Source organism: Reyranella sp., from assembly GCF_004296935.1.
In the GTDB taxonomy this organism is placed as follows: Bacteria; Pseudomonadota; Alphaproteobacteria; order Reyranellales; family Reyranellaceae; genus Reyranella.
In genome coordinates, this window is record NZ_SCVH01000131.1 from 56,739 (window position 1) to 75,747 (window position 19,009).

15 protein-coding genes are annotated in these 19,009 nt (G+C 66.9%); 8 read left to right on the forward strand and 7 right to left on the reverse strand.

The annotated features are described in order from the left end of the window. Nucleotides 1–14: 14 nt before the first annotated feature. Nucleotides 15–1,607, reverse strand: a complete 1,593-nt coding sequence (locus tag EPO55_RS18570; protein WP_296338591.1) for a GMC family oxidoreductase N-terminal domain-containing protein — start codon at nt 1,605–1,607, stop codon at nt 15–17. 226 nt (nt 1,608–1,833) lie between these two features. Between EPO55_RS18570 and EPO55_RS18575 the strand changes: the two genes are divergently transcribed. Then, nucleotides 1,834–3,183, forward strand: coding sequence for an MATE family efflux transporter (locus EPO55_RS18575; RefSeq protein WP_296338592.1), 1,350 nt, complete (start codon nt 1,834–1,836; stop codon nt 3,181–3,183). A gap of 15 nt (nt 3,184–3,198) precedes the next feature. Here the strand turns inward: EPO55_RS18575 and leuC are convergent, their stop codons facing one another. After that, entirely contained in the window at nt 3,199–4,611 is a 1,413-nt protein-coding gene (leuC, locus tag EPO55_RS18580) for a 3-isopropylmalate dehydratase large subunit (protein WP_296338593.1), read from the reverse strand. A 100-nt stretch (nt 4,612–4,711) separates the two neighbouring features. On the opposite strand from leuC, the gene EPO55_RS18585 reads away from it, so the two are divergent. The 3 genes from EPO55_RS18585 to EPO55_RS18595 are packed head-to-tail and all read left to right on the forward strand — an operon-like array spanning nt 4,712 to nt 7,392. After that, nucleotides 4,712–5,536, forward strand: coding sequence for a glycoside hydrolase family 25 protein (locus tag EPO55_RS18585; protein WP_296338594.1), 825 nt, complete (start codon nt 4,712–4,714; stop codon nt 5,534–5,536). Nucleotides 5,537–5,543: 7 nt separating this feature from the next. Continuing rightward, on the forward strand, nt 5,544–6,293 hold the full coding sequence (locus tag EPO55_RS18590; protein ID WP_296338595.1) for an SDR family oxidoreductase: 750 nt from the start codon (nt 5,544–5,546) through the stop codon (nt 6,291–6,293). Between the two features lie 10 nt (nt 6,294–6,303). Continuing rightward, nucleotides 6,304–7,392, forward strand: coding sequence for an amidohydrolase family protein (locus EPO55_RS18595; protein WP_296338597.1), 1,089 nt, complete (start codon nt 6,304–6,306; stop codon nt 7,390–7,392). A 6-nt stretch (nt 7,393–7,398) separates the two neighbouring features. On the opposite strand, the gene EPO55_RS18600 is transcribed toward EPO55_RS18595, so the two are convergent. Together EPO55_RS18600 and EPO55_RS18605 are read right to left on the reverse strand one after the other, a co-directional pair. After that, a complete protein-coding gene (locus EPO55_RS18600) occupies nt 7,399–8,583 on the reverse strand; it encodes an acyl-CoA dehydrogenase family protein (RefSeq protein ID WP_296338598.1) in 1,185 nt (394 codons plus the stop codon). Nucleotides 8,584–8,599: 16 nt separating this feature from the next. Next, nucleotides 8,600–9,454, reverse strand: coding sequence for an SMP-30/gluconolactonase/LRE family protein (locus tag EPO55_RS18605; RefSeq protein ID WP_296338599.1), 855 nt, complete (start codon nt 9,452–9,454; stop codon nt 8,600–8,602). Nucleotides 9,455–9,654: 200 nt separating this feature from the next. Between EPO55_RS18605 and EPO55_RS18610 the strand changes: the two genes are divergently transcribed. From EPO55_RS18610 to EPO55_RS18620, 3 genes are read left to right on the forward strand one after another with little or no spacing between them, the layout of a single operon-like run. After that, nucleotides 9,655–10,836: an LLM class flavin-dependent oxidoreductase gene (locus tag EPO55_RS18610; RefSeq protein ID WP_296338601.1), complete on the forward strand. Its 1,182-nt coding sequence runs from the start codon at nt 9,655–9,657 to the stop codon at nt 10,834–10,836. A gap of 17 nt (nt 10,837–10,853) precedes the next feature. Further along, complete coding sequence (locus EPO55_RS18615; RefSeq protein WP_296338602.1) at nt 10,854–11,213, forward strand: DUF4286 family protein; 360 nt, start codon at nt 10,854–10,856, stop codon at nt 11,211–11,213. Beyond that, complete coding sequence (locus tag EPO55_RS18620) at nt 11,213–12,166, forward strand: LLM class F420-dependent oxidoreductase (RefSeq protein WP_296338603.1); 954 nt, start codon at nt 11,213–11,215, stop codon at nt 12,164–12,166. The genes EPO55_RS18615 and EPO55_RS18620 overlap by 1 nt, the downstream gene beginning before the upstream one ends. Before the next feature lie 53 nt (nt 12,167–12,219). Here the strand turns inward: EPO55_RS18620 and EPO55_RS18625 are convergent, their stop codons facing one another. The 3 genes from EPO55_RS18625 to EPO55_RS18635 are packed head-to-tail and all read right to left on the reverse strand — an operon-like array spanning nt 12,220 to nt 18,333. Next, on the reverse strand, nt 12,220–15,357 hold the full coding sequence (locus tag EPO55_RS18625) for a multidrug efflux RND transporter permease subunit (protein WP_296338609.1): 3,138 nt from the start codon (nt 15,355–15,357) through the stop codon (nt 12,220–12,222). A 13-nt stretch (nt 15,358–15,370) separates the two neighbouring features. Then, nucleotides 15,371–16,564 carry an efflux RND transporter periplasmic adaptor subunit gene (locus EPO55_RS18630; protein ID WP_296338604.1) on the reverse strand — a complete coding sequence of 398 codons (1,194 nt, stop codon included), beginning with the start codon at nt 16,562–16,564 and terminating at the stop codon, nt 15,371–15,373. Further along, the gene (locus EPO55_RS18635; protein WP_296338605.1) at nt 16,561–18,333 is read right to left on the reverse strand and encodes an NAD(P)/FAD-dependent oxidoreductase; all 1,773 of its coding nucleotides are present in this window, start codon (nt 18,331–18,333) and stop codon (nt 16,561–16,563) included. The genes EPO55_RS18630 and EPO55_RS18635 overlap by 4 nt, the downstream gene beginning before the upstream one ends. Before the next feature lie 75 nt (nt 18,334–18,408). Here EPO55_RS18635 and EPO55_RS18640 point away from each other — a divergent pair, with 75 nt between their 5' ends. After that, nucleotides 18,409–18,735: an NIPSNAP family protein gene (locus EPO55_RS18640; RefSeq protein ID WP_296338606.1), complete on the forward strand. Its 327-nt coding sequence runs from the start codon at nt 18,409–18,411 to the stop codon at nt 18,733–18,735. Nucleotides 18,736–19,009: the final 274 nt, after the last annotated feature.

Genomic DNA, 19,009 nt, shown 5'->3' on the forward strand with positions numbered 1-19,009 from the left:
GACGGGGTCGGCGACTACCCTCGCAGCACCATGTCCGCCGCCTTCTCGCCGATCATGATCGAGGGCGCGTTGGTGTTGCCGGAAGTGAGTGTCGGCATGATCGAGGCGTCGGCGACGCGCAGCCCGTCGATGCCGTGGACACGGAGCTGGGGATCGACGACCGCCATCTCATCGGTGCCCATCTTGCAGGTCCCGACCGGGTGGTAGGTGGTCTCGGCCGCGCCCTTGACCCAGTCCAGTATCTCCTCGTCCGTCGTCTGCTCCCTGCCGGGCGCGAGCTCGCTCACCTGCAGCGGCGCCATTGCGGGCGCCGTCATGATGGCGCGGGCGATGCGGACGGCGCGGACGGTGAGTTCAGCGTCCACGGCTGACGACAGGAAATTGAAGTTGATCGCCGGCGGCGTGCCCGGATCGGCCGAGACGACGTGGATATGGCCCCTGCTCTCCGGCCGCATCGGGTGCGCGTAACAGGTGACGCCGGATTGCCTGGAAATCTTCGGCCCCTTGGGACCGGGCTCGGTCAGCATCGGCACCCAGCCCAGCAGCAGATCGGGCGCCGCAAGCCCGTCGCGGGAGCGGACGAAGGCGCGCATCGGCGCCCCCACACTGCCGAGCAGCCCTCGTCCGGAGAGGGCGTAGCGCAACGCCTGGCGCACGAGGCCGAGGCCGCGGGCCGTGTCGTTGTAGGTGATGCCCTTGGTGCCGATCGCCCATTTTGTCCGCGGCGCATAATGATCGCGCAGATTTTCGCCGACGCCCGGCAAGGCGTGGCGCACTTCTATGCCGAGCGACTGCAGACGCCCGGGCTGGCCGATTCCCGACAGTTCCAGCAGCTGCGGCGAGTTGATCGTGCCGCCGCTCACGATGACTTCGCGCGCCACCCGCGCCTCGCGCCCCTCACCGCCGGCGGCATAGCGCACGCCGATACAGCGCCTTCCCTCGAACAACAGAGCCTCGGCGACTGCGCCCGTTTCGATGCGGAGATTCGAACGCTTTCGCGCTGGGTCGAGATAGCAGCGCGCCGTGCTCATGCGCCGACCACGCGCGATCGTGGCCTGGCTCATGGCGATGCCGTCCTGGGTCGCGCCATTGTAGTCGGGATTGTGCGCGATCCCGACCTCGCCCGCCGCCTTGATCACCGCGGCGAAGAAGGGCTCGCGCGGCTCAGGGTTGGTGACGCGGAGCGGCCCATCGCGGCCGCGAAAGGCATCGTCGCCGCCGCCGTCATAGCTTTCCAGGCGCTTGAAGAACGGCAGGACGCTCTCATAGCTCCAGCCCTGGTTGCCCATCTGCGCCCAGGTGTCGAAGTCCTGCGCCTGGCCGCGCACGAAGGCCATGCCGTTCAGCGCACTCGAGCCGCCCAGCATCCGGCCGCGCGGCACCGGAATGCGGCGGCCGTCGGTGGTGGCCTCGGGCTCCGAGCTGTAGAGCCAGTTGACGGCGGGGTTGGTGATCATCCGCGCGGAGCCGACCGGAACGCGGGTCCAGCGATAATCGGCGGGCCCCGCCTCCAGCAACAGCACCTTGTTGCGCGGGTCCGCCGAGAGCCTGTTGGCGACGACGGCACCGGCCGATCCGGCACCCACAACGATGTAGTCGTAATGCATCAGCGGGATTGTCCGCGAAATGCCTGGCGCTGCCAACACGCGCCAGCCGCAGCGCGAAGCTCTCGTCTTCGCGATCTTGCCATTGCCGCCAAGTCTCGTCACAGTGCCGTCGCTTCGAGGGGCACTTTCGAAATGGATCAGCGCTAACTCACCTCTTTCGGTCTCCTGTCGCCTGACAGGGAAGGCACGGCATGGCCGTGCGAGTGCGCTGTTTTCGGAGTCCCTCTTGTCCCATCCCCTTTTGACCGCTCCCATCGGCCTGAGCCTGCTGCGCCTGGCCGGCCCGACCACCGGGTTCATGGCGGTGCAGATCGCAGTCGCCATCGCCGAGACCTGGTTCATCGCCCGGCTGGGCGGCGACGCGCTGGCGGGCTTTGCGCTGGTCCTCCCCTTCCTGGTGCTGATGCACAGCATGGCCAACGGCGGCATGGGCGGCGGCGTCGCCTCGGCGCTGGCGCGTGCCCTGGGCGGCGGGCACCTCGAGGATGCGCGCGCGCTGGCGCTGCACGCGCTGGTCCTGGCCGCGGCTTTCACGCTTGTTTTCGCGATCCTTGGATGGATCGTGGCTCCCGCCTTCTATCGCCTGATGGGCGGCAGCGGGCAGGCGCTCGCGCACGCGTTCGCCTTCAGCGACATCGTCTTCGGCGGCTGCGTGGTCGTGTGGACGAGCGCCTTCCTCGCAGCCCTCCTGCGCGGCGCCGGCGATGCGGCAACGCCCGGCCGGATCGGGGTTGTGATGTCGATCGTCTACGTGCCACTGGCGGGCGTCCTGACTCTGGGACTTGGCAACTGGCCCGGCCTCGGCATGGCCGGGCCCGGCCTCGCCGGCATCGTGACCATGGGCGGGCAGACGCTGGTACTGGCGCGCGCCGTGTGGCACGGCCGGCTGGGCGTCGTGCCACGCCTCCAGGGTGTGAAGCTGGAACGCCGGCTGTTCGGCGAAATCCTGCGCGTCGGCGTCATGGGCTCCTTCGCGACGGTCGTCGCCAGCCTCGCCGCGGTGCTGATGACCGGGCTGGTCGGTCGCTTCGGCACCGACGCGCTGGCGGGCTACGGCGTCGGCGTGCGCCTGGAATACATGGTGTCACCGCTGGCCTACGGCATCGGCACGGGACTCACGACCCTGGTCGGCGTGGCGGCGGGCGCCCAGGATTTCAAGCGCGCGGTACGTGTCGCGTGGATCGGCGGACTCCTCGCCTTCGCCTCCATCGGCGCCATCGGCTGGGCCGCGGCGCTGCTCCCCGAGGCCTGGTCGCGCCTGTTCACCACGGAGCCCGGCGTTGTCGACGCCAGCGTCTCCTACCTCACCCACGTGGCGCCGTTCTATTGCCTGCTCGGGCTCGGCCTCGCGCTCTACTTCGCGGGCCAGGGCGCCGGCCGCATGACGGTGCCGGTCATGGCCGGCCTCGTGCGCGTGGCAGTGGCGACCGCCGGCGGCTGGTTCGCAGTCGAGCATATGGGATTGGGACTCGACGGCGTGTTCACGGCGATGGCGGCCGGCATGGCGGTCTACGGCTGCGCGATCGCCGGCCCGCTCCTTGTCAGGCCGTGGAGAGCACCGGCTCTCAGAGGCTGATGGAACTACGGCCGCTCATCCCAGCTCGCGGACATCGACGAGCCGGCCTGCCACGGCGGCGGCCGCAGCCATGACGGGGGAAACCAGGTGCGTGCGGCCGCCCGGACCTTGGCGCCCTTCGAAGTTGCGGTTGGAGGTGCTGGCACACCGCTGTCCTGCGAGAATCCTGTCGGAATTCATGCCGAGGCACATGGAACAGCCCGGCTCGCGCCATTCGAAGCCGGCTTCGACCAGGATGCGATCGAGTCCCTCCCGCTCGGCCTGCTGTTTGACGAGGCCGGAACCCGGAACGACGAGCGCCCGCACGCCTGCAGCCACCTTGCGGCCGCGCACGACCGCGGCTGCCGCGCGGATATCCTCGATGCGGCCGTTGGTGCAGGAGCCGATGAAGACGACGTCGATTGCGAGGCCGGCCATCCGCTGGCCGGGCGCGAGTCCCATGTAGTCCACCATGCGGCGGCGCTGCAGGCGCGTGCTCTCGTCAGGCGCGTCCTGCGGATCCGGAACGATCCCGTCGATCGGCACCACGGCTTCGGGATTGGTGCCCCAGGTCACCATCGGCGCGATCCCCGAGGCGTCCAGCATGACCGACCGGTCGTAGGTAGCATCAGGGTCGGAGGCGAGCGTGCGCCACCAGGCAACCGCGCGCTCGAAGGCCTCGCCCCTGGGGGCGAAGTCGCGATCGCGAACATAATCGAATGTCGTCTGGTCGGGCGCGATCAGGCCGGCGCGCGCACCCGCTTCGATCGACATGTTGCTGACGGTCATCCGCCCGGCCATGTCGAGCGCCCGGATGGCCTCGCCGCGGAACTCGATCATGTGGCCGTTGGCGCCCGATGTGCCGAGCCTGCCGACGAGCGTCATCGCCAAATCCTTGGCCGTCGTGCCGAAGGGCAGCGCGCCGCTCACCTCGACCTTCATGCTGCGGGGCTTCTTCTGCAGCAAAGTCTGCGTCGCCAGCACATGCTCGACTTCCGAAGCGCCGACGCCGAAGGCCAGAGCGCCCAGCGCGCCGTGGGTAGAGGCATGCGAGTCGCCGCTGACGATGGTCTGACCCGGCAGCGAGAAGCCCAGTTCAGGTCCGACGACATGGACGATGCCCTGGCGCGCGTCGAGGATCGGAATATAGGGCACGCCGAACGCCGCGACGTTGGCCTCGAGCGTCGCCACCTGGAGGCGCGAGCCCTCCTCCTGGATGCCGCCTCGGCGGTCCTCCGTCGGGATGTTGTGATCGGCGACTGCCAGCGTCGCCTCCGGACGACGCACCGGGCGGCCAGCCTGGCGCAGCCCCTCGAAAGCCTGCGGGCTGTGGAGTTCGTCCAGGAGGTGGCGGTCGATGTAGAGCACACAGGTGCGGTCATCGAGCCTTTCCACGACATGCGCGTCCCAGATCTTGTCGAACAGGGTGCGCGGCGGCGCTCCGGTCATTCGCTATCCTTTGCGCCAGTTTACGCACTACCCGGCGTGCATGGTAGTCTCGGCCGTCACGAACGTGATCCCGCTCTCATTCTTTGGAAATGTTGACTGAATGATCTCCCGTAGAAATCTGTTTGGTGGGCTGGCCGGTCTCGGGTTGCCCGCCCTCGCTGGTTGCGGCGGCACACCGCCAAAGGGCTCCGGCTTCGACCACGCCGCCGCCACGTCCCGCCACGCGGTACCCGGGCTGGATGCGGTGATCGACATCAGCCACAACGTCACGGTCACCGACTTCGCCGCGGTGCGCCGCAGCAACATCCTCGCCATCATCCACAAGGTGAGCGAAGGCGACTGGATCGATCCCTCCTACGCGACACGCCGCCGCCAGGCCGAGGCGGCGGGGCTGCTGTGGGGCGGCTACCATTTCGGCACCCGCCAGTATTCGGGCGCGGAGCAGGCCGCGACCTTTCTCGCAGCCTGCCAGCCGGGGCCAGCAACGGTCATGGCGCTCGATCTCGAACCGAATGAACGGAAGCCGGCCAACACCATGCGGCTCGGCCAGGCCGAGGAATTCGTTCTGGCCGTCCAGCGGGCGACCGGACGGCTGCCGCTGGTTTACACCCATCCGGCCTGGGCCAATGGCGAGCGCTATGGCCGCCGCCGCCTCAACCTGGATCGGCCGGTGACGCCGGGCTCCCTCCTGTCGCGCTGCGACCTGTGGCTGGCCGACTATCGGGAGACTCCGGAAATTCCCCATGCATGGGCGGACCGGGGCTGGCGGCTCTGGCAGTACGCCGCCGATGAGACCGCAGCTAATTTCGCCCATGGCAGCGAGCCCCGTGCAGTCGCCGGCGTCGGCCATTGCGACCGCAACCTGTTTGCCGGCGATACCGCCGGGCTTTACCGCTTCTGGAACGGCAAGGCCGGAACGACATGAGGAAAAAATGGACCTGAAGGGCAAGGTTGCCGTCGTCACTGGCGGCAATGGCGGATTGGGCCAGCGCATATGCCACGCGCTCGCGCGCGAAGGCTGTCACATCGCCGTCGTCTACGCCCAGAGCAAGGACCAGGCTGCCAGCGTCGCGCGCGACCTCGAAAAGCACCAGGTCGCCGCAGCCGCGTTCGCCTGCGACGTCACCCAGCGTGACCAGGTCCAGCGACTGGTCGACGACGTGGTGAAGCGCTTCGGCCGGCTCGACATCCTGATCAACGACGCCGCCTACAACAAATCGATCCCCTTCACCGACCTCGACGGCCTCACCTACGAGGAATGGACGAAGATCATCGACATCAACCTCACCGGACCGATGCTGCTCACCAAGGCCGTAGGCCCGGTCATGAAACGCGGGGGCAGCGGACGAATCGTCAACATTTCCTCGGTCGCCGGCCTCGGCCCCACGGGCTCGTCGATCGCCTATGCTGTCTCCAAGGCGGGGCTCATCCATCTCACCAAGTGCATGGCCGTGGCGCTCGCGCCTGAGGTGCTGGTGAATTGCGTGGCGCCGGGCCTGCTCGAGGGCACGCGCGCCACCGCGAACCTGCGTCCGGAGGTGGTCGCGAAAGGCCGCCAGGCGTCGCTGCTCGGCACCGCCGCCGACAAGGACGACTGCGCCGACCAGGTCGTCACCATGTGCCGCACCAACACCATGACCGGCCAGACGATCGTGATCGACGCGGGCCGCACCTTCCACTGAGGTCACCAGCATGCTGACAGGCGCCACTCCCCGTACCGGCCCCCAGGCCAGCATCGTCTTCAGCGGTTGCGCCATGATGGGCGCGGCGGCCGGCCAGAAGCCGTCAGACCACGGACATGCGCACGCCGCGCGGCGGCGCGAGGTCGTGGTCAACGGCAAGCGGGTCAAGACCGTCGACGTCCATGCCCATTGCTGCGTACCGGCCGCAATGGCCGTAATCGATCATCCGCTCGAAGCGCCGGGCCTGCTGATGGCCGATACCAGCGTGCGGCTCGCGGCGATGGACAGCCAGGGGATCGACGTCGAGGCACTCAGCATCAACCCCTACTGGTATCGCGCGGAACGCGACGCCGCAGCGGAGCTGATCCGGATCCAGAACGAGACCCTGGTCGAATTCTGCGCCGCCAATCCCGAGCGGTTCGTTGCCTACGCGACGGCGGCCCTGCAGCATCCCGACCTCGCCGCCGAGCAGGTCGAACATGCGGTGAAGAAGCTCGGCTTCCGCGGTGTCAGCGTTGGCGGCAGCGTCGACGGCCAGGAACTGGCCGATCCGAAGTTCTACCCGTTCTGGAAGAAATGCGAGGAACTGGACGTCCTCGTCTTCATGCATCCCACCGGTACACGCGAACTGGAGCCGAGCGGCCGGCTGGGCGGCAGCGGCCTGCTCACCAACACGATCGGCAATCCACTGGAGACCACGATCGCGCTGTCGCACCTCATCTTCGAGGGCATGCTCGACCGCTTTCCCGGGTTGAAGATCTGCGCCGCGCACGGCGGCGGCTTCCTGCCGTCCTATGCCAACCGGTCCGATGCGGTGATCCGCACCTTCCCCAACCGGGTCGGCCCGCTGCCGAAAAAAGACCCGACGGCCTACCTCAAGGAAGGTCAGCTCTTCTTCGATACGATCGTGTTCACGCCGGAGGCGCTGCGCCACCTGATCGCGGAGACCGGGCCCGGCCAGATCATGATCGGGACCGACTATCCATTCCCGTGGACCAGCGCGGAAGTCGATCTCGTGCTCAACACACCGGGCCTGAGCGATGAGGAGCGGATCGCCATCCTGGGCGGCACAGCAGTGCGCCTGCTCGGTATCTCCTGAGCTGGCTTAAATATGCTGGATCACGTTGTCGGTGCCGATGATGTGGCGACCGACCATCTCGATGTGCGGCAGCATGGCCTGCAGATGCTGGCTGGCGCTCATGGCGTCCCGGAAGCGGCGCTCGAAGGGCATCGAATTCAGGATCGCCGTGGTCCCAGCAGCCCGATACGACGCGATCGCGACGTCGGTCGCTTCGTTCATGCCGTGGGTGGTGGCGAGCCTGAGCCGCATCCTGAGGTCGACGTCGAGCTTGCCCGCCGCAGCCGCCTCGTAGGCTTGGCTCACCGCCTCGTGCAGGAAGGCACGGGCGGCAGAAAGCCTCGCCTCAAGCTGGCCGATCTCGCGCTGCACGGCGTTGTTGACGGCCATGGCATTGGACGATGACCTGGAGTGCTTGCCGCGGGCGAGCTCGACATAGGACTCGAGCAGCCGCCGGGCGATGCCGAGCGTCACACCGCAGAAGCCGGTGGCATAGAGCAGCGTCGACATGATGGTGTAGATCGGCCCGCCCTCTCGCCGCTCCTCCGGCGCGTCACGTGCCGGCGCGCGCTCGTCCGGCACGAAGAGATTTTCGACCGTGTACGAATCGCTGCCGGTGCCGCGGAGGCCAAGCACTTGCCAGTCGTCGATGATCTTCGCGTCGCTGCGCAGGAACACAAAGCTGCGGTCGTCCGGCCGGCCGTAGCGCAGGTGCGGCGTGCCGTCGGGGTTCTGGACCGCGCTGTGGGCACCGAGCCATCTGGTATGGCGGCCGCCGCTGGCGAAGCTCCAGGTGCCGCTGAGGCGATAGCCGCCCTCGATGCGCAGCGCCGTGCTCTTGTTGTGCCTCGCGCCCCAGGCGAGGCCTTCGCGCGCGTGACCGAACACCGCCGCGGCGGCTTCGTGCGGCATGGCGGCGGCGGACGTTGCCGACGAGACATTGGATTGGTTGATGAACCAGCCGACGCTTGCATCCGCCCAGGCAAGCGCCTCGGTGGTCTTGCAGAATTCCAGCAGATGGATCTCCTGCCCGCCCAGACTTCTCGGCAGGAGCAGGCGCAGCATGTCCTGGCCGACAAGAGCCTCCACCACCTCGTGCGTGAGCTCGCGCCGGCGATCCATCTCGGCGCCATGCTCATCCAGTAATGGCTGCAAGGCGCGGGCCCGTTCCGGAGCGCTTTTGGCGATCGCCTGCTGAACGCGGGTATCCATGACGACGCTCCTCCCCCTAAACCGGGACCCGAGCCAGCGCCAGCGCGAGGCCCGCAACATCGACGCGCGTGCGGAAGATGCTGCCACAGTTTTCGTGCGGGCCACCCCGCGAGCCGGTAACGACATACAGATCGCGCAAGTCGTCACCGCCGAAGCACACGCTGGTCACCATCGGCAGCGGCACCACCACATCCTGCCGGTGCGTGCCGTCGGCATTGTACACGGCCACGCGGCCGCCGTGGGCATCGGCCACCCAGACCGAGCCGTCACCTGCCACCTTCAGCCCATCGGGCACAGCACTCCGCCCGTCGCCCAGCGTTGCGAAGGTACGCCACGGGCCAACACCGCCGTCAGGCTTCACATCGTAGACCCGAACCAGGCCGGCGCGGGCGTCGCTGTGATAGAGGCGCTTGCCATCGGGCGAGAAGCCAAGGCCATTGGTGAGCAACACACCGTCGGAGAGCGTACGCATGACGCCATCCAGATCGATGACATGCAGATGCCCGGGCCGGGGCGCCTCACCGCCGAACACTTTGAAGGCGAGCGAGCCGACATAGATGCGGCCGGCGCGGTCGGTGGTGAGATCGTTGAACCCGGTGGCTCCCGGGATGGCATCGAGCGCCAGCAAGCTCCGCGTGGCGCCGTTGGCGAGCGACACGCAGGCAATGTCGCGGCCGCCCACGATGAGGCCGCCGTTCTCGTGCGCCGCCATGCCGCCGATGCCCCGCCGCTTCGGAACCACCAGCGAGACGGCGCCGGCGCGATCGAGCAGTCGGACGCCGCCATTGAGGACATCGCTGAAATAGAGACCGCGGGCCGGATCCCAGACGGGGCCTTCGATCAGGCCGTAGCCGGTGGCGACTTGCTGCATGGGGACTCTCTTCCAATCGATCTACTCCAGCATCGCACGGCCTGTCGACCGGCGCCTCCCGCCGCTCTGCCCCGCCGGCAGCGCGCTCGTGGTGCGAAACAAGTTTATTCGCGCGCCGCCTCGCGGGCGATTGCCAAGTCCGGCAATCGATGGGCTCAATTGGCCCCTATCGGCCACCAGCGCCGCGGAGGGAACGCGCCATGATCACCAAATTCGACAGCTCCTACGTCGGCTCGGTCGACCTGGAAAATCCCGGCTATGGCGGCACACCGATCAACGACCGCCACTATCCCAATGAAGAGCTGGCCGGCGTCCTGCACAAGGCGGTGGCCTACGCCAAGACGATGGATGGGCTGGGCTACGACAGCTTCTGGATGGCCGAGCATCATTTCCAGCCCGAAGGCACGGAATGCATTCCGAACCTCCTGATGATGGCGCTACATCTCACGGGCGTGACGAAAAACCTCCGGATTGGCTGCGGCTTCAATGTCGTTCCGATGTGGCATCCGCTGCGGCTGGCCGAGGACTATGCGATGGCCGACGTGCTGAGCGGCGGCCGCATCATCTTCGGCGTCGCACGCGGCTATCACACGCGCGAAGTCGAGAGCTTTGGTGCCCCCCTCACCGACCAGGCGGCGAACCGGGAGATGTTCGAGGAAGGCTGCGACGTCATCTTCAAGGCGTTCAACGAAGAAAAATTCTCGCACAAGGGCACCTACTACACGATCCCGCCGGCAGTGCCCTATCGCGGCTACACGCTGAAAGACATCACCCTGGTGCCGCGCCCGCTGCGCCGGCCGGTGGAATGCTGGCAGCCCATCCAGAGCGGTTCCGACCGCGCCTTCGACTTCATGGCCAAGCACGGCATCTCCGGCGTGATCGGCGGCGGCTCGGCCGAAGGCGGTGCCGTGGACAAGCACATGACCGCCTTTCAGGCGGCCTATGCGCGCCGCGGCATCAAGCTTGCGCTCGGCGAGCGCCTGTCGCTGGGCTTCCAGTTCTTCATCGCCGAGAGCCGCGAGGCCGCGATGCGGGCCGCCGGCAAGTACTACGAGGAGAACATGAAGATGTTCGGCGAGCTGCGGCTGGTGCGGGCGCTCTCCGACGAGCAGATCGCGGCGATGCGCGATCCCCGGCTCGCCGCCAGCACCAAGCTGCCCAGGATCGAGGACGCCGTTAAGGCGGGTGGGTTCCTGGCCGGCACGCCGGCCGACATCATCGAGCAGCTCAAAGCGTTGGAGAAGCGTTATCCCGGCCTCGACCGTATCAGCTGCGGCATGGCGCTCGGCACGCCGCTCGCCGTGGCACTGGAACAGCTCGACCGCTTCGCCAAGGAAGTGATGCCGGCCTTCCGCACGACGCGCGCCGCCGCCGCCGACTGACATCGAGGGAGCAGAGCATGCCGATCGCCGCCAAATACCTGTTCATCGTCAGCATGGACGTGACGCCCGAGAAGGAGGCGCTGTTCAACGAAGTCTACGACACCGAGCACGTGCCCCTGCTGCTGGCGTTGCCGGGCGTCCGGGCCGTCACCCGCTGGAAGACCGAGCCCGCCGCCTTCGTGATCGCCGGCGAACGCAAGCCGCTCGATGGCGGCACCGCGGCGCGCTACGTGGCGATCTACGAGATCGACAGTCCAGACATTCTGGTGAGCAAGGAATGGAACGAGGCAGCGGAAAAGGGGCGCTGGGCCAGCGAGGTGCGGCCCTTCACCTCGAACCGCAGTCACATTGTGCGCAAGATGGTGAGCCAAGGCTGATGCAGATCGGCTTCAACCTGCCGAACTCCGGCCCGCTTTCGGCTGTCGCCACCATGACGGAGATCGCCACCGAGGGCGAGGCGATGGGCTTCGACTATCTCACCGTAACCGATCACGTCGTGCTGCCCGACACCAAGGTCCCCGGCTACCCCTATTCGGAGAGCGGCGAATTCTACGAGGACGCGCCGACCGAACGGCACGAGCAGTTGCTCGGCATGGCCTATATTGCCGCCAAGACCAGTCGCATCCGACTGGTCGCCGCCGTGATGGTGGTGCCGCATCGCCCCGCCGTGCTGGCTGCCAAGATGCTGGCCACCCTGGACGTGTTGTCGGGCGGGCGGCTGGTGGTGGGCGTGGGCGCCGGCTGGCTGAAAACAGAGTTCGACGCCGTCGTCACGACGCCCTTTCCGGAACGTGGGCCGGTGACCGACGAATATATCGACGCCTTCCGTGCGCTGTGGACCGAGCGCGCGCCCCGGTTCGCCGGCCGCTACACGAACTTCGACGGCATCGTCCTGGAGCCCAAGCCCGTGCAACGCCCACACCCGCCAATCTGGATCGGCGGCGAAAGTGGGCCGTCCGTCCGCCGTGCCGCCCGTGTCGGCGATCTCTGGTATCCGATCGGCAGCAACAACAAGCACCTGCTCGACACGTTGCCGCGGCTGCGCGCCGGCATCGCCCGGCTGCGCCAGGCCACAATCGACGCCGGCCGCGATCCCGCGTCGGTCGGCGTCGGATATCGCGTGAAGCGCTACGGCGCGGTCGTGCCGCCCGTGGCCTCCGATGGCCAGCGCCGGCTGTTCTCCGGCAGCGAGGCCGATATCATCGAAGATCTCCGCGCCTTGCGCGACGTGGGCATCACCGCCATCGACATCGATTTCGGCCGCCCGAACGCCGCCGCCATGATCGCAGAAATGCGCCGGTTCCAGGCCGCGGTGATCGAGAAAATCTGACTGGCGCCGCGGCGGCCGCGATGGCTGCCATCGGCGCGACCTAGCACCGATCCTCAAGAACTGCTGCCGCCGCCCCTCCCGATGACGTCTCCATCGGGCTTTACGGCGTGTCCTCTCGTAAGCAGCCGGAAGAACAGCGGCACGAACAGGATGGCAATGACCGTTGCCGCAATCATCCCGCCGATGACGCCTGTGCCGATCGAGTGTCGGCTGGCCGAACCCGCGCCGGTGCTGGTGGCCAACGGCATCACGCCCAGGATGAAGGCAAGCGAGGTCATTATGATCGGCCGAAAGCGCAGCCGGGCGGCTTCCATGGCGGCATCGTAGGCCGACAGCCCCTGCCGGTGGCGTTGCGAGGCGAACTCGACGATCAGAATGGCATTCTTGGCCGCAAGGCCGATCAGCGTCACCAGGCCGATCTGGAAATAGACGTCGTTGTCCAGGCCGCGCAGCCAGATGGCGACTAGGGCACCAAGCACGGCAAACGGCACCGCGGTGAGGACGGCAAGTGGCAGCGACCAGCGCTCGTACTGCGCGGCCAGGATCAGGAACACCATGACGAGGCCGAAGACGAACCCCAGCGACCCGGTGCCCGCCGTCGCCAACTCCTGGTAGGCAGCACCTGTCCAGCCGATGCTGAAGTCGTTGGGGAGCGTCGTGGCCACGACCTGCCGCACGGCGGCGATCGCTTGGCCCGACGAGTAGCCAGGCGCCGGGCTGCCGATGACCTTGGCCGCCGGGAAGATATTGAAGCGATCGACCGTGTCGGGCCCCAGGATGCGGGTGAACGTCACCAGCTCGTTGAGCGGCACCATGGCGCCACCCTCCGCCCGCACGAAAACATGGCGCAGATCGTCCGGCTTCTCGCGGAATTCCGCCTCGGACGACAGGCTGACGCGATAGGTCCGCCCGAACAGCGAGAAATCGTTGACATAGAGGCTGCCGAACGAACTCTGCATCGTCTCGAAGATGGTGTTGATCGGGATGCCGAGCGCCCGCGCCTTCTCGCGATCGACATCGGTGCGATACTGCGGCACCGCCGTCGTAAAGGTCGTGGAAACGCCGCGCAGTTCGGGCCGCTGATTGGCCGCCTGCACCACCTTGTTCACCGCTTCCGACAACCCACTGAGCGGGCCGCCCGACCTGTCCTGCAGGAAGAGCTCGAAGCCGCCGGTGACGCTGATGCCCTGGATCGGCGGCGGATTGAAGCCGATCACGATGCCGTCGCGGAAGTTGGCATTAATCGCGCCGATCGCCGGCGCCACGTTGCGCGCATCCTGGCTCGGCTCCTTGCGCTGCGACCAGTCCTTCAGCGTGACGAAGGAGATGCCGGAATTGGACTTGAGCGCACGCGACAGGAGATCGAAGCCCGAGAAAGTGACGACGTTGGCCACCGCCGGATTCTTCTGCAGCGCTTCCGTGGCCTTGGCCGTGACGTCGCGCGTGCGCGCGATCGAAGCAGCTGGCGGCAGCATCGTCACCACGAAGACGTAGCCCTGGTCCTCGGCCGGCACGAGGCTGCCGGGGATGCGCTGGAACAACGCAAACACCAGCCCCAGCACGATGACGAAGCCTGCGACACCCACCACGGTGCGCCTGAGCAGGAAACTCACCCCGCCAATGTAGCGCGCCGTCACCCAGCCGAAGCCGCGGTTGAACATGGCGAAGGGCCACGACGGCTCGCCGTGCTTCTCCTTCAGGATCAGGGCGGCGAGCGCGGGCGTGAGCGTGAGCGCCACGATGCCCGAGATCACGACCGAGACCGCGATGGTGACGGCGAACTGGCGGTAGAGCTCGCCCGCCAGGCCACCCAGGAACGACACCGGGATGAATACCGCGCAGAGGACCAGGACGATCGCGATGACCGGCCCCGTGACCTCCTGCATCGCCTGCAAGGCCGCCTCGCGCGGCGACTTGCCTTGCGTCGACATGATGCGCTCGACATTCTCCAGCACGACGATGGCATCGTCGACGACGATGCCGATCGCCAGAACGAGGCCGAAGAGCGTGAGCAGATTGATCGAGAAGCCCAGCACGTACATACCGGCGAAGGTGCCGATGATCGAAACCGGGATGGCGATGACCGGAATAATCATCGCTCGGACGTTCTGCAGGAACAGGAAGACCACCAGCACGACCAGCGCGATCGCCTCGACGAAAGTTATGGCGACCTCCTGGATGGAGACCTCGACGAAGCGCGTGGTGTCGAAGGGAATGTCGTAGCGCAGTCCGACGGGGAAGCGCTTGGAGATGCGCTCCATCGTTTCCCTTACGGAAGCCGCGACCTGTAGGGCATTGGCGCCGGGTTGCAGGTAGACTGCTATGGGGACGGCCGGCGAACCGTTGAAGGTGCCGGAGAAGCCGTAGAGCAGCGCGCCCAGCTCGACACGGGCCACGTCCTTCAGCCTGAGCGCGCCACCGTTCTCCTCGGACCGGATGATGATTTCCTCGAACTGGGTGCGATCGACCAGTCGGGGCGGCGTCGTCACCGAATAGGTGAAGACCTGCGGCTTGTTCATCGGCTCCTCGCCGAAGCGCCCCGCGGCGAACTGGGCGTTCTGCTCGCGCACCACGGCAGCGATATCGGCAGGCGTGAGATTGTATTGCGCAACCTTGTCGGGCCGAAGCCAGATGCGCATCGAATAGTCCGAGGCGCCGAACAATGCCGCGTCGCCCACGCCCGGCAGGCGGCGGATTTCATCAAGCACGTTCACGAGCGCGTAGTTGCTGATGTAGATCGTGTCGTAGCGACCCTCCGGCGACGACATCGTCAGGACCTGAAGGATCGAGGTCGAGCGCTTCTGCACGACCAGCCCCTGGCGGCTGACCTCGCTCGGCAGCAACGGCAGGGCGCGCTGCACGCGGTTGTTGACGTTGATCGCGTTCTGGTCGGGATTGGTGCCGATCTCGAACGTCACCGTGAGGTTCATGGTGCCCGAGCCGGTCGAGGTCGACTGCATGTAGATCATGCGCTCGACGCCGTTGATCTGCTGCTCCAGCGGTGCGGCGACGGTGGCCGCAATGGTCTCGGCGGTGGCGCCCGGATAGGTCGCCGAGATCACGACTTCGGGCGGCACGATCTGCGGATACTGCGAGATCGGCAGGACCCGCATCGCGACAAGCCCCGCCAGCACGATCACGATCGACAGGACCGATGCGAAAACCGGCCGATCGATGAAGAACCTGGAAATCATGAGGGAGAGATCACGGCTTGGTCACAGCGGCGGGCACCGCCGTCTTGGGCGCCGCCATGGGAACCGGTCGAACGACGTTTCCCGGCCTGACGCGGATGACGCCATCGACCACGATACGGTCGCCCGCGCTCAGCCCCTTGCGCACGATCCAGCCATCGCTCAGCTCGCGCGTCAGCCGGACCGGCCGCGCGCGCGCGACGTTGTCGGCTTCGACGAGATAGACGAAGGGGCCGAGCGGCCCCTGGGAGATCGCGGCCTTCGGCACAACGATGGCGTCGGGCATGGTGATGCCGGTCACGTTCACCCGGACGAATTGTCCCGGCAGCAACGCGCCGTCGTGATTGGGGAAGACAGCGCGAACCAGGATGGTGCCGGTCCTGGGATCGATCGTGCGCGAGCGCGTGTCGACGGTGCCGAGCTGGGGATAGACGGCGCCGTCGCCGAACTGCAGCTCGACCTTGACGTCATCGGAGTCCAGCAGCTTCTCGCGCGATTTGCTGAGTTCGTCGAGCGCACGCATCTCGCTGTCGGTGAAGGTGAAGTTCACATAGGCCGGGTCGAGCTGGGTGATGGTGGTCAGCAGGGTCTGCTGCGCCTGCACGAGCGTACCCTCGGGCGGCGAGACGATGCTGGCGGGGCCGGTGACCGGCGCCTTGATCACCGTGTATTCGAGGTTGAGCTTGGCGGTCAGGACATCGGCCTGGGTCGACTGGATCGCGGCGCGCGCCTGGTCGCGGGCGGCGATGGCGTCCTCGAGCGATTTCTGCGCCGACACCTTCTGGGCAACCAGGCCCTCGACGCGTTTGTAATTCTCTTCGGTCTGCGTGAGCGTGGCCCTCGCCTGCGCGGCCTGTGCCTCGGCACGCGAGAGAGCCGCGTCATAGGATCGCGGATCGATGCGGAACAGCACGTTGCCGGCATTGACGACAGCGCCCTCGCTGAACTCACGCTTCAGCAGGATGCCGCTGACCTGCGAGCGGATCTCGACGACGCGGAACCCCGCGACCCGGCCAGCGAATTGCAGTGGCAGGGGAACATCGGCGGCGGCGAGCTGGACGACGCCCACTTCCGGCGGCGGCGGTGCCGCGGCCGTCGGCGGCCGTGATGCCGGCCGGGTCCACCAAAATACGCCAGCGCCAATGAAAGCGGCGACCACACAGGCTGAAACGATGCGCCCCGCCCAGGCTCGCACGATCTTTTTCATGCGAGACCCAGATCCTGCGCCTTGATCTGGAGAGCCAGGTACTTCGAATACATCCGGCACTGGGCGAAGGAGCCGCCGGTGAACCAGAGGCCGGGCTGGGCCGTGGGCACCCACATGTTGTTGAGCTCCTGCGTGCGTGCGTCGAAACCCCAGACCGCGCCGACCTTGCGGGCGACATCGGGGCCAAACAGCTCGCCCACCAGGTGGTCCTGTCCCTTGTAGCCGGTGGCCAGCACGATCAGGTCGGCAGGCCGCTCGCTACCGTCCTTCATTTTCATGCCGGTCTCGGTGAACTCGGCAATGTCGGCATACTGGATCAAGCCGATCTCCCGCTTGGCGATAAGGTCCGAGGCACCGACGTTGAAGTAGTAGCCGCCGCCGCGCGAACGGTACTTCAGCGGCCAGCCGGTGCCGTTCTCGCCGAACTCCAGCCTGAAGCCGACCTTCTCCAGCGCCTGCAGCAGAGGCGCATCGAGTTCGCGGGCCTTGTCGGTCAGAAGCCTGTGCGCCTGCTTCATGACGCGCAGCGGCACCGAGACATTGATGAGATCGCGATCCTCGTAGGTCGGCCCCTTGCCGTAATAGATGCCATCGTAGAGTTGGGCGCTCGGCTCGACGTTGACGATCAGCGTCGGGCTACGCTGCACGATCGTGGTATGGGCGCCGTTGCCGTGCAGATCCTGGGCGATGTCGTGGGCGCTGGTGCCCGTGCCGAAGACATAGACGTTGCGCCCTTTCCAGTCGCCGCCGTTGCCGAACCGGCTGGAATGGACGATCTGGCCCTTGAAGCGGTCGAGCGTCGGGATCTCGGGGATGTTGGGCGTGCCGCTGACGCTGGTCGCCATGATGATGTGGCGCGGGTGCAAAGTGCGCCCGGCACCGTCGGCGACGTCGAGCGCAAGGTTCGCCGTCCATCGCTTCGTCTTGTCGTCCCAGGTGGCCCCCTTGAAGGTCGTGCGCGTCCAGAAGTCGATCTCGAGTGTCTCGACGTAGGATTCGAGCCAGTTGGCGATCTTGTCCTTGGCGATGTACTTCGGCCAGGTCTTGGGGAAGGGCAGATACGGGAAGTGGTTGCTGTGCTTCTGGTTGTGCAGCTTCAGCCCGTGATAGCGCTTGCGCCAGTTGTCGCCGATCCGCTCCATCCGGTCGACGACCAGCGCCTCGATGCCGAGCCCCTTCAGCCGCGCCGCCGCCGTGATGCCGGCATGACCGCCACCGACGATCAGCACGTCGGGCTCGCGATCGTCGTAGGCCGCCGCCTGCCGGCGCCGGTCGAGCCAGTTGGGACCGTGAAAGTCGCGTTCGAAAGCCGGCTCCTCGGCATTCTCCAGGATCGTCTCTTCCTCGTAGCCTCTCAGTTCGTCCAGCGTCGTGAGAAGGGTCCAGGCCATCGCCGCACCGGCCCTGCAATCGCTGCGCTTCAGCCGCACGATGCCGGCACCCCACCCGACTCTAGTTTCGAAGCTCAGGATCGCCTCGACGCAGTCCTCACCGGCACGTTCGACGTCGCGCGGCGGATGACGTTCGGGATCGACCGCGAAGTTCCCCGCGCCGCGCGCCGTCACCGCCTCGATCAGGCGCCGCGCGACGGGCTCGCGGTCGCTCACCGTCTCGATGGTCCAGGTGAGCGCCACGATATCGCGCCAGTCGCAGTCGGATCGAAACAGCGCCGCCAGCCGGTGCCAGTCGCCGGCCTGCAGAGCGGCGTTCAGGTCCAGAAGCCAGTCGCCGACGATTTGTTTCGCATCTCGGTTCAGTTCGACATCCATATCGGAAGCCTGTCGAATAGACTGGCGGAACACAAGGCCGGGACCACGGGGCCAGAAACACCAGGGAGGACACGCATGGCACTCTATGAACTCAGGACCTACACGCTCTACGTCGGCAAGATGGCCGAAGCGGTGAAACTCTACCAGGAGCTGGGCTTCCCGGCCCTCGACAAGGGCGGGCACGCGAAGAACCTCGTGGGCTACTTCCAGGGCGACACCGGCACCATCAACCAGATCGTCCACCTGTGGAAGTTCGAGGACGACGCTGCACGGCGGGCCCACTGGACCGCCGTGTTCGCCAACAAGGACTTCACCGAAGGCTTCGCCTCGAAGTTCCGCCCACTCGTCATGACGCAGGAAGTGAAACTGCTCCACGCTGCGCCCTGGGGGCCACACCCCTAACTGTTGGCCCAACTTTTCAAAGTTGGCCCAACTCGGCTGTCAAAAATTGGCTCTCCAAGCCGCCGGAAAGCCAACGAATCCGGGATTTTACCCGGCTCAACGGGCCCACCTGAAACGTGGGAGTGTTGGGCCAGAATGTGGGCCCGGAGTCCGACCCCCTCCGCCCCGAAAGACGGGGCACCTCCCCCGCAGACGGGGGAGGAGGAAGAGGTCGATTTAACTCCTCCCCCGTCTGCGGGGGAGGTGCCCGCGTAGCGGGCGGAGGGGGTCAGAG

Excerpts from the sequence above, each read along its gene's own strand:
- leuC (WP_296338593.1), bottom strand. The coding sequence starts at position 4,611 with ATGACCGGAGCGCCGCCGCGCACCCTGTTCGACAAGATCTGGGACGCG.
- EPO55_RS18600 (WP_296338598.1), bottom strand. The coding sequence starts at position 8,583 with ATGGATACCCGCGTTCAGCAGGCGATCGCCAAAAGCGCTCCGGAACGG.
- EPO55_RS18585 (WP_296338594.1), top strand. The coding sequence starts at position 4,712 with ATGATCTCCCGTAGAAATCTGTTTGGTGGGCTGGCCGGTCTCGGGTTG.
- EPO55_RS18605 (WP_296338599.1), bottom strand. The coding sequence starts at position 9,454 with ATGCAGCAAGTCGCCACCGGCTACGGCCTGATCGAAGGCCCCGTCTGG.
- EPO55_RS18595 (WP_296338597.1), top strand. The coding sequence starts at position 6,304 with ATGCTGACAGGCGCCACTCCCCGTACCGGCCCCCAGGCCAGCATCGTC.
- EPO55_RS18630 (WP_296338604.1), bottom strand. The coding sequence starts at position 16,564 with ATGAAAAAGATCGTGCGAGCCTGGGCGGGGCGCATCGTTTCAGCCTGT.
- EPO55_RS18590 (WP_296338595.1), top strand. The coding sequence starts at position 5,544 with ATGGACCTGAAGGGCAAGGTTGCCGTCGTCACTGGCGGCAATGGCGGA.
- EPO55_RS18615 (WP_296338602.1), top strand. The coding sequence starts at position 10,854 with ATGCCGATCGCCGCCAAATACCTGTTCATCGTCAGCATGGACGTGACG.
- EPO55_RS18570 (WP_296338591.1), bottom strand. The coding sequence starts at position 1,607 with ATGCATTACGACTACATCGTTGTGGGTGCCGGATCGGCCGGTGCCGTC.
- EPO55_RS18610 (WP_296338601.1), top strand. The coding sequence starts at position 9,655 with ATGATCACCAAATTCGACAGCTCCTACGTCGGCTCGGTCGACCTGGAA.
- EPO55_RS18620 (WP_296338603.1), top strand. The coding sequence starts at position 11,213 with ATGCAGATCGGCTTCAACCTGCCGAACTCCGGCCCGCTTTCGGCTGTC.
- EPO55_RS18640 (WP_296338606.1), top strand. The coding sequence starts at position 18,409 with ATGGCACTCTATGAACTCAGGACCTACACGCTCTACGTCGGCAAGATG.
- EPO55_RS18635 (WP_296338605.1), bottom strand. The coding sequence starts at position 18,333 with ATGGATGTCGAACTGAACCGAGATGCGAAACAAATCGTCGGCGACTGG.